We start from the raw sequence: 14,470 nt of genomic DNA on the forward strand, positions 1-14,470 counted from the left end.
CGCCCGGCCCCGCCTGTCCGGCACTCCCGCGTGACGGGGAGCCGCACGGCCGGAGCCACCCGTTCGACCACCTCGCCGGCCAGCGGTGCGCCACCGGATCGTGGTGACCGGCCGGGCACCGCCGCCCACACCGATCGGAGACGTGACTGTGCACCGCCAACCCGCTTCGCCCCCGCCGGACCGCGGAACCACCCGAGTTCCCCGGCTCGCGTCCGCCTCCCCCGCGCCATGCGATGCGCACCGGCGCTCTTCGTGGCGGCCGTCCTCGCCGGGTCGTTGACCAACACGCCGGTGAGCGCGGCCGAGCCGGGCACCGGGATCGTGCTCGACGGGAACGACATCAAGGCCGGGAACGTCAACGGGCTCACCTTCAAGGGGTTCGGCATGCTCAGCGCGAACAGCACGAGCGAGCTGCTGATGGACTACAAGGCCCAGCACCCGGGCAGGTACGCGGAGCTCCTCCGGATCCTGTTCGGCGGACCGAGTCCGGTACTGACGAACGTGAAGATCGAGATGGGCAACGACCGGAACAACTCCACCGGGCCCGATCCGGCCACCATGCGGACGGAAGACGAGAAGCCGAACGTCAAGCGGGATCAGGGGTTCCAGCTGGCGGCCGACGCGAAGAAGGTGAACCCCGCCCTCAAGGTGAGCCTGCTGCGCTGGAACGCACCCGCGTGGGTGACCGACAACGACAAGGTCTACACCTGGTACAAGAAAACGATCCTCGAGGCGTACCGCACCTACGGATTCATGGTCGACTACGTCGACCCGGGGCTCAACGAACGCTCACCCGACCTGGCCTGGAGCGAGCGGTACACCGGTCTGGTCAGGACGGACGCGGCCGGCTTCGCCGACGCCGCCGAACGAGCTCTGTACAACCGCATCCAGGTGGTGATCTCGGACGAGGCCGGGCTGGGCAGCTTCGGCGGGGCGATGGTGGACGACGCCGCGCTGCGCGACGCCGTCGCGGTGGCCGGATACCACTACAACCCGGACGACGACAGCGCGGGAAACTTCAAGCGGCTGGCGCAGGTGTTCGACAAGGAGGTCTGGAACAGCGAGGCGCAGGCCACCTTCGGCAACTCGGCCTTCCGGCCCCACAACAACACGAAGGACCCGACCGTCGCGGGCACCGGCATCGGCGGGAAGAACAGTGCGCTGGAAATGGGGAACACCATCATCAAGGGGTTCACCGCCTCCAACCGGACGAATTTCGTCTACCAGCCGGCCGTCGGTTCCTTCTACGAAGGCGGGCAGTACGGCTTCAAGGAACTCGTCAGCGCGCGTGACCCGTGGTCGGGCTGGCTTCACTACGACGTGGGCATCGACATCCTGCGGCACTTCAGCTGGTTCGCGAAGACCGGCTGGGAGAACCCCGGCAACACCGCCGGAGTCTGGCGAGCGGTCCCCCAGGCGAGCCACACCGGAGCGGCGGGCACGAACCCCGTCAACGGGCGCAACGGCACCCCCAGCTACCTGACCCTGGCCGCTCCGGACAAGCGGAACTTCTCGACGGTCTTCATGAACGACAGCGAGTACCCGCAGACCTACCGCATCAGCACCGTCAACCTGGCCCGCACCGGGACGCCGGCCCTGGAAACGTGGGAGACGCGGGCCGCCGATCCTGGTCAGGCCTTCAACGCCCGCTACCTGAAGTACCTCGGCCACGTCACCGCCGGCTCCGACGGCGGGTACACCGTCCGGGTCAAGCCCTACTCGGTGGTCACCGTGACGACGTTGGCCCGGCACACGAACCCGGCGTACCGGGCACCGCTGCCGGTGGAAGGCGCGCGAACCGTGCTGGACACCGACGCTTCCGGTTCGGGTCACCACCCCGAGGACGACACCTTGTACGCGGACGGCTTCGACTACACCGGCAAGCGAACTCCGGTGCTCGGGACCGGCGGCACGATCGTGGGAAGCGAGGACTTCGTCGCCGCCCGCGGCGAATCCCGGAGCGCAATACCGCTCTACACCAGCGATCGCAACGGTGCCTTCGAAGCCTATCGGCCGGCCGGGTCGAGCAACGCCGTCCTCCGCCAGCAGCTCGACAAGTCGGTCAACGGGCTCGGCGACGCTTGGAGCGGCGGCGATCCGGTCACCCGGATCGGTGACAGCCGGTGGCTGAACTACGAGGCCGCCATCGACGTCTCGTTCGAAAACGACAGTCTCCAGAACGGCGCCAACTACGCGGTCCTCGGGGTCCGGCAGCAGCACGGCGACGTCGGCGCGCCCTACAAGCTGAAGTTCACGTTCGACGGCGGCTGGCAGCTGATCGTCGACAACAAGGTGGCAGCCGGCGGCAACGTGGTGAGCGGCTCCGACGGCGTCAAGATTCCCGGCTTCGACACCGCCTACAACGCCTGGCACGAGCTCGCCCTCAAAGCCGCCGGCAGTGAGGTGACCGCCTCCTTGGACGGCGTCACGCTCGCCAGGTACACCGACCCGGTTCCCCGGCTCTCCGGCCGCGTCGAGATCGGCAGCGGCTACTACCACACCAGGTTCGACAACCTCCGGGTCCGCACCCTCGACGGCTTTACGCCGTACTACACCGAACTGCTCGACAACCTGGAGATGAACGACCTGAGCGCCCGGCCCGCCACGAAGCTCGTCTACGGCGGACAGTGGGCTCACGAAAGCGGCAAGAGCATGTACAACTACCAGCGGACGCTGTCCACCAGCCAGGGATCCGGCTCGACGCTGAGCTACACCTTCACGGGAACCGGACTCGACATCACCGGCCCCGACGACGGCTCGGCCGTGCTCGAGACCACCGTCGACGGACGCATCGCCGACAGCGCGGCCCGCACGGCCGCATCGGCCGAGTTCTCCCAGACCTTCAGCCTTCGCGGGCTCACGTATGGCAGGCACACCGTTCAACTCAAGGTACGCAACGGAATCCTGGTCGTCGACGCGGTCGCCGTCGCCGGCTAGCCATCACACCCCAGGAGTCATCATGACCATGCAACGACGGAAATTCCTCAGCATGACCGCGGTCGGCGCGGCGGGCGCGGGCCTGGCCCTGCTCGGCGCAGGGCCGGCCCTGGCCGCCCTCGGGCCGCTGGGCACGGCGCCGGCCACACCGTTCGCGGTCGGCGTGCGCCGGTACGACTGGAAACGCGGCAGCCGCCCGTGCACCACCTACGTCTACTACCCCGCCACCGGCACCGCCGGCGGCAACCCGGTGACGAACGCCCCGGCCGCCAATGGTGTCTTCCCCGTCTACAACTTCACCCACGGCTTCGGCAGCAGCCCGCAGAACTCCCTGTTCATCATCCGGGCCCTGGCCGCGGCGGGCTTCGTCGTTCCCGCCCCGCACTTCAACCACAGCTTCGGCGACGTCAACAACGGCAACACCGCCAAGGACGTCTCCCAGATCCTGACCGACACCCTCGCCCTCAACACCAGCGGACCGCTGGCCGGGCACCTCGACACCGGGATCGGCGTCGGCGTCTCCGGCCACTCCCTCGGCGGCATGGTCACCCACGGCCTGCTGACCTCCTGGCCCGACAGCCGGATCGTCTCCGCCAACCCGCAGTCCTGTGTGGACATGGGAAACCCCGCCGCCTCGGTCACCGCCAAGGTCCTCTTCGTCCACGGCGACAAGGACACCACCTGCGCCTACTCCTCGGCCCGCCAGGCCTACAACGAGATCAAGTGGCCCAAGGCGTTCCTCACCTTCGTCGGCGGCAGCCACACCAGCTTCTGGAGCGACCAGCGCTTCCCCAAGACCGTCGTCGACTGGGCCCGCTGGACCATGTACGGCGACACCGCCGCACGAGACCGCCTCGCGGCCGACGCGTCCGGCACCAAGACCAGGTGGGAAGCCCAACTGGGCTGACCCGCCGGTGGTGGGCCACCCGCTGACGCGGCATCGGCCCCGAAGTACGCCGGCTATCTGTTCACCTCCTTCACCGGCGAGAACTCCGCCACCAGTGAGCAGGTCCACTTCGGATCAGCCAGGGCAACGACCCGACGCGGTGGCGGCAGCTCAACGGCGGGAAGCCGGTGCTGAGCTCGACCGTGGGCACCCGCGGCGTGCGCGACCCGTTCGTCATCCGGTCGCCCCAGGGCGGCAAGTTCCACCAGATCGCCACCGACCTGCGGATGTACGGCAACGGCAACTGGGACCAGGTCCAGCGGACGGGCAACACGTGGGCACCCGAGGCGTACTACGACGAGGGACTCGGCCGGTACGTCGTGTTCTGGGCGTCGAAGCTGTACTCCACGAGCCCGGCGCTGGTCTTCAAGTCGAACACCGAAAGTCGAACACCGAAGAGCGCTGGTACCTGTTCATCGCTGGGGCTGAGCCCGTCCTCGCCCTTCGAGTTCCTTCGCAGACGAAAGGGAGCGCTCGTGACCACCCTGCACGAACACGGCCCCACGACCGGCGGGAGCCGTCACCGCACGCTTCGTTTGCTGGCCGTGGCCACCTCGGCGGCTCTCGTCACGGCGAGCACGGCCGCCACCGCGGCCGCGGCGCCGGCGGCCGCGACCACGGTGGGCAGCTGGGGCCCCGGAGTCAACGCGGGAGGCCCCGGATTCACCAACCAGACCGTCCGGCAAGTGGTGCACGTGTCGGCCGGGGGGACGGCGCCACGACTGCGTCTGTCGAACCTGCACGGCACCACCGCACTCACGATCGGTCACGTCGATCTCGCGGCGCAGTCCACCGGAGGCACCGCGACGGCCGGCACGCACCACCGGGTGACCCTCGCCGGCTCGGCCACGGCGACCATCCCACCCGGCCGCGAACAGGTCAGCGACCCCGTGTCCATGACCGTTGCCACCCAGCAGAACCTGCTGGTGAGCGTGTACGTCCCGGGAACGACCGGCGCGTCGACCTGGCACCCCAGTTCGGCCGACACGACCTACGTCTCGACCACCGGAGACCACGCGGCGGACGACGGTACCGGCCGGTATCCCTCGACGAAGAGCTCCTGGCACTTCCTGTCCGGCCTCGAGGTGACCAGCACGACCGCAACGGGCACGCTGGTGGCCTTCGGCGACTCCATCACCGATGGAGCGAAGTCGTCGAAGGGGACCAACCGGCGCTATCCGGACTACCTGGCCCGCCGCCTCGCCGCCGTGTCCGGCGGCCCCCGGCTCGGCGTCGTCAACGCCGGAATCGGCGGCAACCGGGTGCTCACCGACGCGGGAAACACCTACGGCGAAAGGGCACTCGACCGCTTCGCGCACGACGCGCTCGACCAGCCGGACGTCAAGGACGTCATCCTCCTCGAAGGAATCAACGACATCACCACCAACAGCTCCCTGACGGCCAAGCAGCTGACCGACGCCTACCAGACGTTGATCACCAAGGCCCACAACGCGGGAGCAGCCGTCTACGGCGGCACCCTCACGCCGTTCGGACACTTCAGCGGCTACACCACGGGACGCGAAAGCATCCGCCAAGCCGTCAACAAGTGGATCAGGACCAGTGGCGCCTTCGACGGCGTGGTGGACTTCGACGCGGCGATCCGGGACCCCGGCGAGACCACCCGCATCCTCCCCGCCTACGACAGCGGCGACCACCTGCACCCGGGTGACCGCGGCTACCAGGCCATGGCGGACGCCGTCAACCTGGCCGCCCTGCGCTACTGAAGTGCCGGCCGATCACAGCAGGAGAAGCCCATGATCACACGCAGGACGATGCTGTCCGGAACCGCCGCCGCGGTCGCGGCGGCGGCAGTGGGCGCGGGCGTCGCGCACGCGGACCAGACCATCACCGTCGACCCCCGCACCGGCTACGGGACGTGGGAGGGCTGGGGCACTTCGCTCGCCTGGTGGGCCAACGTGTTCGGCGATCGCGACGACTTCGCCGACCTGTGGTTCACCACCAAGACCGTGACCTACAACGGGAAGGCGCTTCCCGGCCTCGGGTTGACCATCGCCCGCTACAACCTCGGCGCGTCCAGCTGGAACTCCGTCGAGGGCCAGTCCATGGCCGCCTCGCGGAACATCCCCCGCTTCAAGCAGATCGAGGCCTACTGGCAGGACTGGCGCAGCAGCGATCCGGCCTCGTCGGCGTGGAAGTGGACCGCGGACGCCAAGCAGCGGGCGGCGGTGGTCAAGGCGGTCGCGCGGGGCGCCACCACCGAGCTGTTCGCCAACTCGCCGGTGTGGTGGATGTGTGCCAACCACAACCCCTCCGGCGCGGCCAACGCGGCCGACGACAACCTGAAGTCCCAGCACTACCGCGACCACGGCGTCCACCTGGCCGAGGTCGCCCGCCAGTTCCGTGACCGGTTCGGCGTCACGTTCCGCACGGTCGAGCCCTTCAACGAACCCTCCTCGGCGTACTGGTCGGCGACCGGGAAGCAGGAGGGCTGCCACGTCGGTGCGGCCTCCCAGCGGACCATCCTGCGGTACCTGCGGGAGGAACTGGACCGCCGTGGCCTGTCCGGGATGCGGGTCGCCGCCTCGGACGAGACCGGCTACGACCTGGCCCACAGCACGTGGAACTCCTTCGACGCCACCACGAAGTCCCTCGTGGACCGGATCAACGTCCACGGCTACCAGGGCTCCGGCGGCCGTCGCGACCTGCTCTACGCCGACGCCCGGGCGGCGGGAAAGGTCCTGTGGACCTCGGAGTACGGGGACCGGGAGACCACCGGGCTCTCGATGGCGAGCAACCTCTGCCTGGACCTGCGCTGGCTGCACCCCACGGCCTGGTGCTACTGGCAGGTGATGGACCCGACGCCGACGTGGGCGCTGATCAGTTACGACCCGAGCACCCTGCAGGCCGGCGCCGTGCAGAACAAGCTGTACGTGCTGGCCCAGTTCACCCGCCACATCCGGCCGGGCATGCAGATCCTCGGCACGTCGACCGGGAACGCGGCGGTCGCCCACGACCCCGTGGCCCGCCGGCTGGTCCTCGTCGCGGTCAACACCGCCACGTCGGCCCAGACGATCACCTTCGACCTGTCCCGCTTCACCACCCTGCCCACCGGCCTGATCACCCGCTGGTCCACCTCGACGAGCAGCGGCAGCGACCGGTACGTCCAGCGCACCGACGTCCGCCTCGACGGCAAGACGCTGCGGGCCCCCTTCGCGGCGGGCCAGGTGCAGACGTTCCAGCTCGACGGAGTCTCCGCCTGACGCGGTGACGAAACCGCCCTGAGGTCTGGTGCCGTCGTGGGCCAAATGAAGAACACGCTACGGCGGGTTCGGGCAAAACTCCACCGATCGATGAAGAAAGGGTGCCAGGCGACGCTGCTCGCCACGCCGGACGCCGCCCTGCGGGCCGCCATGGTCAACGTCCAGATCCTCGGTCTCACGGTGGCGCGGTACATCATGCGGATCGAACCGGTCTCTGTGGTCTACCTCCCCGCTCAGCCGAGTGTCTCGGCCATCACGACCACGTCCTGGTACTCGCGCCAGTGCGCGATCCGGCCGTCGCGTACGCGCAGCACCCCGACGAACCGGCCGGTACCCCGCTTGCCGGTGGCCAGCGCCGTGCCGGTCAGTTCGTACTCGACCACGATCACCTCGGGATCTTTCGTTTCGTGCACCGCGATCTCGCGGACCTCGTCGAAGCGCACCGGCGGCATCGCGGCGCGCCCCTCCCGGGCGTGCGCCAGCCACCTGGCCTTGCCTTCGATCCGGCGGCGGGAGAAGGGCGTTTCGACGACGACGTCGTCGGCCCACAGGTCCTCGTCGAGCTCGGTCACGCCGTCGAGCCAGCTCTGCTTCATCTTTTCGTAGAGCGCCAAAGGGCCAGTCATCGTCCACCTCACTAGGATGAGTTCGGACTCACATTATCCTGAGTTATGACTCATGTTGTCAACGGAGGGCGGGCGATGCGGGCAGACGCACAACGCAACCGGGAGCGCATCCTCGAGGCCGCGGAGACGGTGTTCGCCGAACAGGGCGCGTCAGCGTCCACCGAGGACGTCGCGCAGCTCGCCGGAGTGGCGATCGGCACGGTGTTCCGGCATTTCCCGACGAAGAGGGATCTGCTGCAGGCCATCATGAAGAACCTGATGGCACGGCTGGCGGCGCGGGCGACCGCCGAAGCGGACCTCTTCGGGTTCTTCGACTACTTCGTCGCGGAAGCGGCGTCGAAGAAGACCGTCGTCGAACTGCTCGCGGACGCCGGGCTCGCCGTCGACGTCGCGGATTCCGTGCGGCAATTCCGGGAGGCGGTCGCGGAACTCGTGGGCGCGGCGAAGAAGACAGGCGCGGTGAGGCCGCAGGTCCAGGCGGACGAGGTGCTCGCGCTGCTCACCGCGACGAGCCAAGGCGCGTTGCGCGCGGGCTGGGACGCGGACCTCCGGCGCCGCACGCTCGGGATCGTCTACGCGGGACTACGCCCGGCGTGATCACGGCAAGCCGGGCGGCGAGCACTGGCTGGTGTGGTCGGAATCCCCGAACAAGTCCGGACGACTCGGTTCGAGGGTTGACCTTCACCTTCGGGGAAGCCGCAGAGTGGTCGTGACCGGGCACCCGCCCGGAACGAGGAGTCCTCCATGAACTTGGTCAGCATCGGCGAGTTCTCGCGGCTGTCACGGCTGTCGGCCAAGGCACTGCGGCGGTACGACGAACTCGGGCTCCTGGTGCCGGACCACGTCGACGCGGAGACCGGATACCGCTGGTACGCGGGCACGCAGCTGGACCGCGCGCGCCTGGTGGCCTCGCTGCGCCGCGCCGACGTCCCGCTTGCCCGGATCAGGGACATCCTGGCCCTGGATCCGGCATCGGCCGCCGAGGAGATCCGGGCGCACTGGGCCGACGCCGAAGCCGAGCACGCCGCCCGGCGCGTTCTGGTGGGCCGCCTCGTTGATCGCCTTCAAGGGAAGAAGTCCGCCATGTGTGAGGTCACTGTCCGCGACATCCCGGAGCGCTGCCTGCTCAGCCTGGTCGGCAGGGTGCACCAGGACGAGCTGGAACCCCGGACGCGGGAGCTGTTCATCCACCGGTTGCGCCGCGGCGGTGTGCCGCGCATCGAGGGGATCGCCGGCGCGCCGTTCACGATCTACCACGGGGAGGTCAGCGGCGACAGCGACGGCCCGGTGGAATGGTGCTGGCCCGTGCCCGAGGACCGGGCCGCCGAAATCGCGGGCCGGTTCCCCGATCTGACCCTGCGCACGGAGCCCGCGCACCAGGAAGCGTTCGTCCGCCAGGAGACGCCCGGCCGATGGGCCGCCGGGTCCCAGGTCGAGGTCGCGGTAGGCGCGCTCTTCGCCTGGGCCGCCGAGCAGAAGCGCCCTCCGTCCGGCGGCGTGCGCGGCGTGCTGGTCCCGGCCGCCGGCACCCGGGGGACCGGGCCTTACGCCGAATTCGCGCTATCGCTGAGCTGAGCCTTCCCGGTCACCACACGTACGGGATGAGCCGGGCGCGGGACGCTGCAAACTGCCCGTAACGGTCGCCCAGCGCTTCGCGGAGGGCGTGCTCCTCGATGCGGAGGCGGTGGATCAGGGCGACGAGCAACGCAGCGACCGCGCCCACCGCGCTGACCCAGTTGTCCACGACCAGGCCGCCGCCGGCGAAGGTGAGCAGCAGGCCGGTGTAGCTCGGATGTCGCAGGACCCGGTAGGGACCGTGTGCCACGACGAGCTGGTCTTCGGCGGTCTGCACCGTCACGGTGAAGTACTTTCCCAGGCTGGCAAAGGACCACCAGCGCAGGAGCAGGCCGAGCCACCCGATCACGGTCCCGAGCGTGAACAGCCACGCGCCGCCGCCGATGCGGGCGGCCGGAACGACCGCCCAGCCGATCGGCCACAGCAGAACCGCCCCGAGGAACACCGCCCGGAAGACGACCTCTGCGCGCACATTGACGAGCTCCGCGCCGCGACGCCTGCGGAACGCTGGGACGAGCTCGCCCACCGCGAAGGCGCCGACCCCGACGACCACGACGACCCGGGCCACGTCCGGCAGCTCTCCGAAAGGCGCGAACACACCACCATTGTCGACCGGCCAAGCACACACCGCCATCGAGGGTGCCGGCGGTGCGGAAACCCCGCACCGCCGACACCGTGGAGCCGATGTACCGGCGCATCCCGGTGACGTACTCGTCTTCGAGGTGGTAACTGAATCCTGGGCCGAACAAGTCGGCGTGGTAGGTCAGAGCGAGAAGTGCGTGGAACGCACGCTTCATGGTTCCCTTACAGTCTGGTCCGGTTCTGCCCGGACGGGATGTGATCAGGTGGTCGCGGGTTCGAGCGCGTGGTTGTCGGCTTCGAACTTCACCTTCGTGAGTGGTGGCGCGGGTGGGTCCATGAACTGCTCGAGGGCGGCGGTGATCTGCTTCGTCAGTGGTTCGACCGCCGCGCGGGTGTCGTCGAGGACCTGTTTCGTCGCGTCGAGGTACGCCTGAGCGGCGGTGGCGTAGTCGGTGGCCGGGATGGTCTTGTCGCCGCCGTCCAGCAGTTTGTCGGCCGTGGTGGCGGCCATCGACGCCAACGGCGGGAGTACCTCGTTCAGGCCCGCGGTCACGGCGATTCCGGTTCCTTCCGCGACCGCGGCGGTGGCGACCGCGGCCAGCCCGAACCCCATCGTCACGAGCATCGCCCCCGCCGCGAACACCAGCCCCCACGGGAACTGCTGCGAGTTCGCGACGTCTTCGGCCTCTTTGGCTCGCATGGCGGTGACGAACGCCCGCATCAACCCGATCAGCCGCTTCCGCCCGGCCAGGACGATCGAGGAATACGCCGTTATCGCGTCGACGAGCGCGGCGATCACCTCCAGTTCGTGGGCCATGAAGGTGTAGATCGCTCCGGCGTAGTCCTTGCAGGCCTCCGCCGCGTCGCCGCGCCAATGGTCGAACAGCCGCTCGAGGGCGTCGTGCAGGCCCATCATGCCGCCGTCCGGATCGGTTTCCCCGCCCGGTGTGTTCATCAGGTTGGTGCCCAGGTTGACGAACGCGCCCTGCAGGAGGCGGTGCGGGGCACCCTCGGCGCCGAAGTCGGCGATGACCGGGCCGGACAGCAGCCTCGCCGCGGTGAAGAAGTCTTCGATGGCCAGGTTCGCCATCGGCAGGGTGCTCGGGCGGTTGTCCCACGGCGACGGGCCCATCACGGTCTTCTCCTCGTCCACGGCGTTGTCGATCCCCGAGTCGGGGTGCTGCACCGGCGTTCCACGCGGTGCCGTGCACAGATCGGCCCAGTTGGCGACATCGGTCAGCAGGTGGATCCCGTCACCGTCGAAGAATTCCCCGGCGAGCCCGGCGAAGAACTCCGGGTCGGTGTTGACCACGATTCCCCCCTCAGTGTTCGTAGACGGACGTCAACCGCGTGGCGTGGGCCTGCTCGGTCTTCGAGTAGACGCGGCAGGCCTCCCACAACGCTTCGCTCAGCTGTTGCAGCGAATCCCGCAACCCGTCGTGGGCGGCCACGACGCGGTTCTGCAACGCGTCCGCCTCGGTCGCGAAATCGCCGTAGAGGTGCTCCGGGTCCGGGCCGATCAGCCCGGCGGTGCTGACGTCCCGGATCGGCCGTACCGCGTCCGCGCCCGCCCGGAAGTGGTCGACCGCCGGGTCGACGTGCTCTCGCAGGATCTGCTGAAACGCCTCCAGATCGACCGCGTACCCCTGGCCATCTGCCATCGGTGAATCCCCCTCGGAGTGCCCGCGCCCCTGGTGGCGCGCCGCGTCCAGCCAATCCGGGACGGCTTTCGAAGTCCTTTCAAACCGTCGTCACAGCAGGTCACGGATCCGGAAACCGCCCACGGGCCGGGCACGCGGTGGGTAGCGTGCCGACCATGCGAGACATCCACATCGGGCTGCTCGGACCGCTGGAAGTCCGCGTGGACGGCGGGCTCGTGGTCGTTCCCGGCAGGCGTCCGGCCGCGGTGCTCGCCGTGCTGGCGCTGTCCCACGGGCGTCCGGTCTCGGTGGACACGCTGGTCGAGAGGGTCTGGGGTGGGCGGCTCGGCGATTCGCGCAACGCCGTCGCCGTCGCGGTGTCCCGGCTGCGGAAGGTACTCGGCGCCGAAGCCGTGGTCGCCGAAGCCGGCGGGTACCGGCTGGCCGTGCCGCCGGGAAGCGTCGACGCCGGCCGGTTCGCCGACCTGATCGGGACTTCCGGCGGGAGCGCGGCCGCGCGGCTGGCTCGCGTCGAAGAGGCTTTGGCGTTGTGGCGGGGCGAACCGCTGACGGCCGTCGGCGTCGAACTGCCCGTCGCCGTCGGCGCGCTGCACGAACTGCGGCTGCGGGCCTGGGAGCTCGCCGCCGAACTGCGGCTGGAGCTGGGCCGCCACGAACAGGTCGCCGCGGAGCTGCCCACGCTGGTGGCCGCGCACCCCCTGCGCGAGCGGTTCACCACCCTGCTCATGACCGCCTGGTACCGGTGCGGGCGCCAGGCCGACGCGTTGCGGGCGTTCGACGGGCTTCGCCGGGCCCTCGCCGACGAACTGGGCGTCGACCCCGGACCCGCCACGCGCCGCCTGCATCAGCAGATCCTCGACGCCGATCCCGCGCTGGACGCCGGTTTCGCGCACGCCAGTCCCGCCCAGCTCCCGCCGCCACCTCCGCGCCTCGTCGGCCGCGAGACCGAGCTCGGCGCGTTGCGCGAGGTCGGCGAGCGGACCTCGTCGATCGGGATCGTGACCGGCCCCGCCGGCGTCGGCAAAACGGCGCTGGCGCTGGCATGGGCGCACACTGTCCGCGACGGCTTCCCCGACGGACAGGTGTACCTGGATCTCAACGGTTTCGGCCCGGGCGAGCCGATGACCACGCACGACGCCGTCACCGCGCTGCTGCGGTCCCTGCGCGTGCCGGAACCGGATCCGGGTGCCGTGCTGGAAACCCGGTCCGCGCTGCTGCGGACCGCGCTGGCCGGCCGGCGGCTGCTCCTGCTGCTCGACAACGCCCGCGACAGCGCGCAGGTGCTGCCGCTCTTGCCCGGTGACGGCTGCGCCACCGTGGTCACCAGCCGCGCCAGGCTGCCCGGGCTCACCACCCGGCACGCGACCCGGCTACTGGCCCTCGAACCCCTCGCCGGCCCGGACGCCGTGCGGCTGCTCGCCTCCGCGGCCGGTGAGGACCGCGTCGCGGCCGAGCCGGACGCCGCCCGGGAGGTGGTCGAGCTCGGCGACCGGCTGCCGTTGGCCATCGCGGTTGTCGCCGAACGGATCGCGCGCAGCCCCGGGGTGCCGATCAGCGAGTTCGCGGCCGAGCTCGCCGGTGCGCAGCACCGGCTGGACGCCCTCGACGCCGGGAGCGACCTGACCGCCGGCATGCGGGCGGTCCTCGGCTGGTCCTACACCGCGTCGCCGCCAGAAGCACGGACGTTCCTCCGCCGGCTCGGGGTCCTCCCGGCCGCCGAATTCGACCTCGCCGCCGCGGCCGCGGCGGCCGGCTTCGCCCTCGGCCCGGCCAGGCGGGCCGCCGAAGAGCTGAGCGGCCTCCACCTGGCACGACGGGTGGCCGGGAACCGGCTCGCGCTGCACGACCTCGTCCGCGCCTACGCCGCCGAACTGCTGACCACCGAACGGGCGGACGCGCGCGCCCGGCTGATCGAGTGGTACCAGCACACGATCGCGGCGGCCTGCGCGATCCTCGACCCCCGGGCACGGCCGGTGCCCCTACCGCCGCCGGACGCCGGAGTCTTCCCGCTCGCGTTCGCCGGTCGCGCGGAAGCCCTGAGCTGGTGCGAAACCGAGCGCCGGAGCGTCTTCGCGATCGCCGAGGCCGCGGCGCGAGCCGGGCTGCACGAAGCCGTCGGCTCCCTGGCCGAGCTGTACTGGGTCTACCTCGACATGCGAGGCAGGCCCCACGAGGTCCGGGCGATCTGCGAACTCGCGGTGTCTTCCGCCCGCGCGGCCGGCGACGACGCAGCGGAAGCCCGTCACCTGAACCGCCTCGGCATCGCCCACCTGCTCCTCGGCGAATTCGACGCGGCGGAGAAATGCGGCCGCTCGGCGCTCACCCTCGATCAGGCCCGCGCCGACCACGCCGCCGAAGCCGAAACGCTGACCAACCTCGCGCGCATCGCGATCACCACCGGCCGCGCGGCCGACGCGATCCCCCTGTGCCGAACCGCCCTGTCACTGCTGGCCAACCCCGAACGCGGCTGGCGAGCCTGGAACAACCTCGCGACGGCACTGCAGCGAGCCGGCCGGCTCCCCGAAGCGGCCGAGGCGATCGACCAGGCACTGCACGCGGCCACCTTGCACGGCGACACGGCCGACCACCAGCAAGCCCTCGACGCGGCGGGCATGGCCGCCTACTCCCGCGACACCCGCGGCCACATCCACCTCCAGTCCCACCGCCCGGCCGACGCACTGGCGGACTTCCGCCACGCCCACCACATCGCCGTCGAACTCGGCGAATGGCGGCTCGAAGCGGAAGCGCTGATCGGCGCGGGCCACGCGTGGCACGCCCAAGGCCGGCTCGAGGCCGCCCACCGGACATGGGCCAAGGCGCTCGAGGTCTTCGAAGACGTCGAGGCGCACGTCCCGGCCGGCGAGTTGCGCGAGGCCATGGCGGGCTGCTGCCCCTGACCGATGCCGGACCTCGCGAAGGGCG

General features: G+C 70.3%; 11 protein-coding genes and 1 pseudogene. 8 read left to right on the forward strand and 4 right to left on the reverse strand.

Going from position 1 to position 14,470, the window contains the following annotated elements:
* Positions 1-252: 252 nt before the first annotated feature.
* The 5 genes and pseudogenes from ACH54P_RS12010 to ACH54P_RS12030 form a co-directional block, all read left to right on the forward strand.
* Entirely contained in the window at positions 253-2,937 is a 2,685-nt protein-coding gene (locus ACH54P_RS12010; RefSeq protein ID WP_489912449.1) for a glycoside hydrolase family 30 protein, read from the forward strand.
* A 22-nt stretch (positions 2,938-2,959) separates the two neighbouring features.
* On the forward strand, positions 2,960-3,844 hold the full coding sequence (locus ACH54P_RS12015; protein WP_489912450.1) for an alpha/beta hydrolase family protein: 885 nt from the start codon (positions 2,960-2,962) through the stop codon (positions 3,842-3,844).
* Positions 3,845-4,011: 167 nt separating this feature from the next.
* Positions 4,012-5,607 (forward strand): SGNH/GDSL hydrolase family protein, encoded by a 1,596-nt coding sequence (locus tag ACH54P_RS12020; RefSeq protein WP_489912451.1) that lies wholly within the window; start codon positions 4,012-4,014, stop codon positions 5,605-5,607.
* 30 nt (positions 5,608-5,637) lie between these two features.
* On the forward strand, positions 5,638-7,104 hold the full coding sequence (locus ACH54P_RS12025; protein ID WP_489912452.1) for a glycoside hydrolase: 1,467 nt from the start codon (positions 5,638-5,640) through the stop codon (positions 7,102-7,104).
* 90 nt (positions 7,105-7,194) lie between these two features.
* A pseudogene (locus ACH54P_RS12030) lies at positions 7,195-7,308 on the forward strand (TetR/AcrR family transcriptional regulator); the annotation flags it as partial.
* 29 nt (positions 7,309-7,337) lie between these two features.
* Here ACH54P_RS12030 and ACH54P_RS12035 read toward each other — a convergent pair.
* Positions 7,338-7,730, reverse strand: coding sequence for a nuclear transport factor 2 family protein (locus ACH54P_RS12035; RefSeq protein WP_489912453.1), 393 nt, complete (start codon positions 7,728-7,730; stop codon positions 7,338-7,340).
* A gap of 75 nt (positions 7,731-7,805) precedes the next feature.
* Here ACH54P_RS12035 and ACH54P_RS12040 point away from each other — a divergent pair, with 75 nt between their 5' ends.
* Entirely contained in the window at positions 7,806-8,327 is a 522-nt protein-coding gene (locus tag ACH54P_RS12040) for a TetR/AcrR family transcriptional regulator (protein ID WP_489912454.1), read from the forward strand.
* 147 nt (positions 8,328-8,474) lie between these two features.
* Positions 8,475-9,305: a MerR family transcriptional regulator gene (locus tag ACH54P_RS12045; RefSeq protein WP_489912455.1), complete on the forward strand. Its 831-nt coding sequence runs from the start codon at positions 8,475-8,477 to the stop codon at positions 9,303-9,305.
* Between the two features lie 10 nt (positions 9,306-9,315).
* On the opposite strand, the gene ACH54P_RS12050 is transcribed toward ACH54P_RS12045, so the two are convergent.
* The 3 genes from ACH54P_RS12050 to ACH54P_RS12060 form a co-directional block, all read right to left on the reverse strand.
* Complete coding sequence (locus ACH54P_RS12050) at positions 9,316-9,903, reverse strand: methyltransferase family protein (RefSeq protein ID WP_489912456.1); 588 nt, start codon at positions 9,901-9,903, stop codon at positions 9,316-9,318.
* 243 nt (positions 9,904-10,146) lie between these two features.
* Complete coding sequence (locus ACH54P_RS12055) at positions 10,147-11,199, reverse strand: hypothetical protein (protein WP_489912457.1); 1,053 nt, start codon at positions 11,197-11,199, stop codon at positions 10,147-10,149.
* Between the two features lie 10 nt (positions 11,200-11,209).
* Complete coding sequence (locus ACH54P_RS12060; RefSeq protein ID WP_489912458.1) at positions 11,210-11,548, reverse strand: hypothetical protein; 339 nt, start codon at positions 11,546-11,548, stop codon at positions 11,210-11,212.
* Positions 11,549-11,703: 155 nt separating this feature from the next.
* On the opposite strand from ACH54P_RS12060, the gene ACH54P_RS12065 reads away from it, so the two are divergent.
* The gene (locus ACH54P_RS12065) at positions 11,704-14,445 is read left to right on the forward strand and encodes an AfsR/SARP family transcriptional regulator (protein ID WP_489912459.1); all 2,742 of its coding nucleotides are present in this window, start codon (positions 11,704-11,706) and stop codon (positions 14,443-14,445) included.
* Positions 14,446-14,470 lie beyond the last annotated feature (25 nt).

It is taken from the genome of Amycolatopsis sp. N2S4-7 (assembly GCF_058119595.1).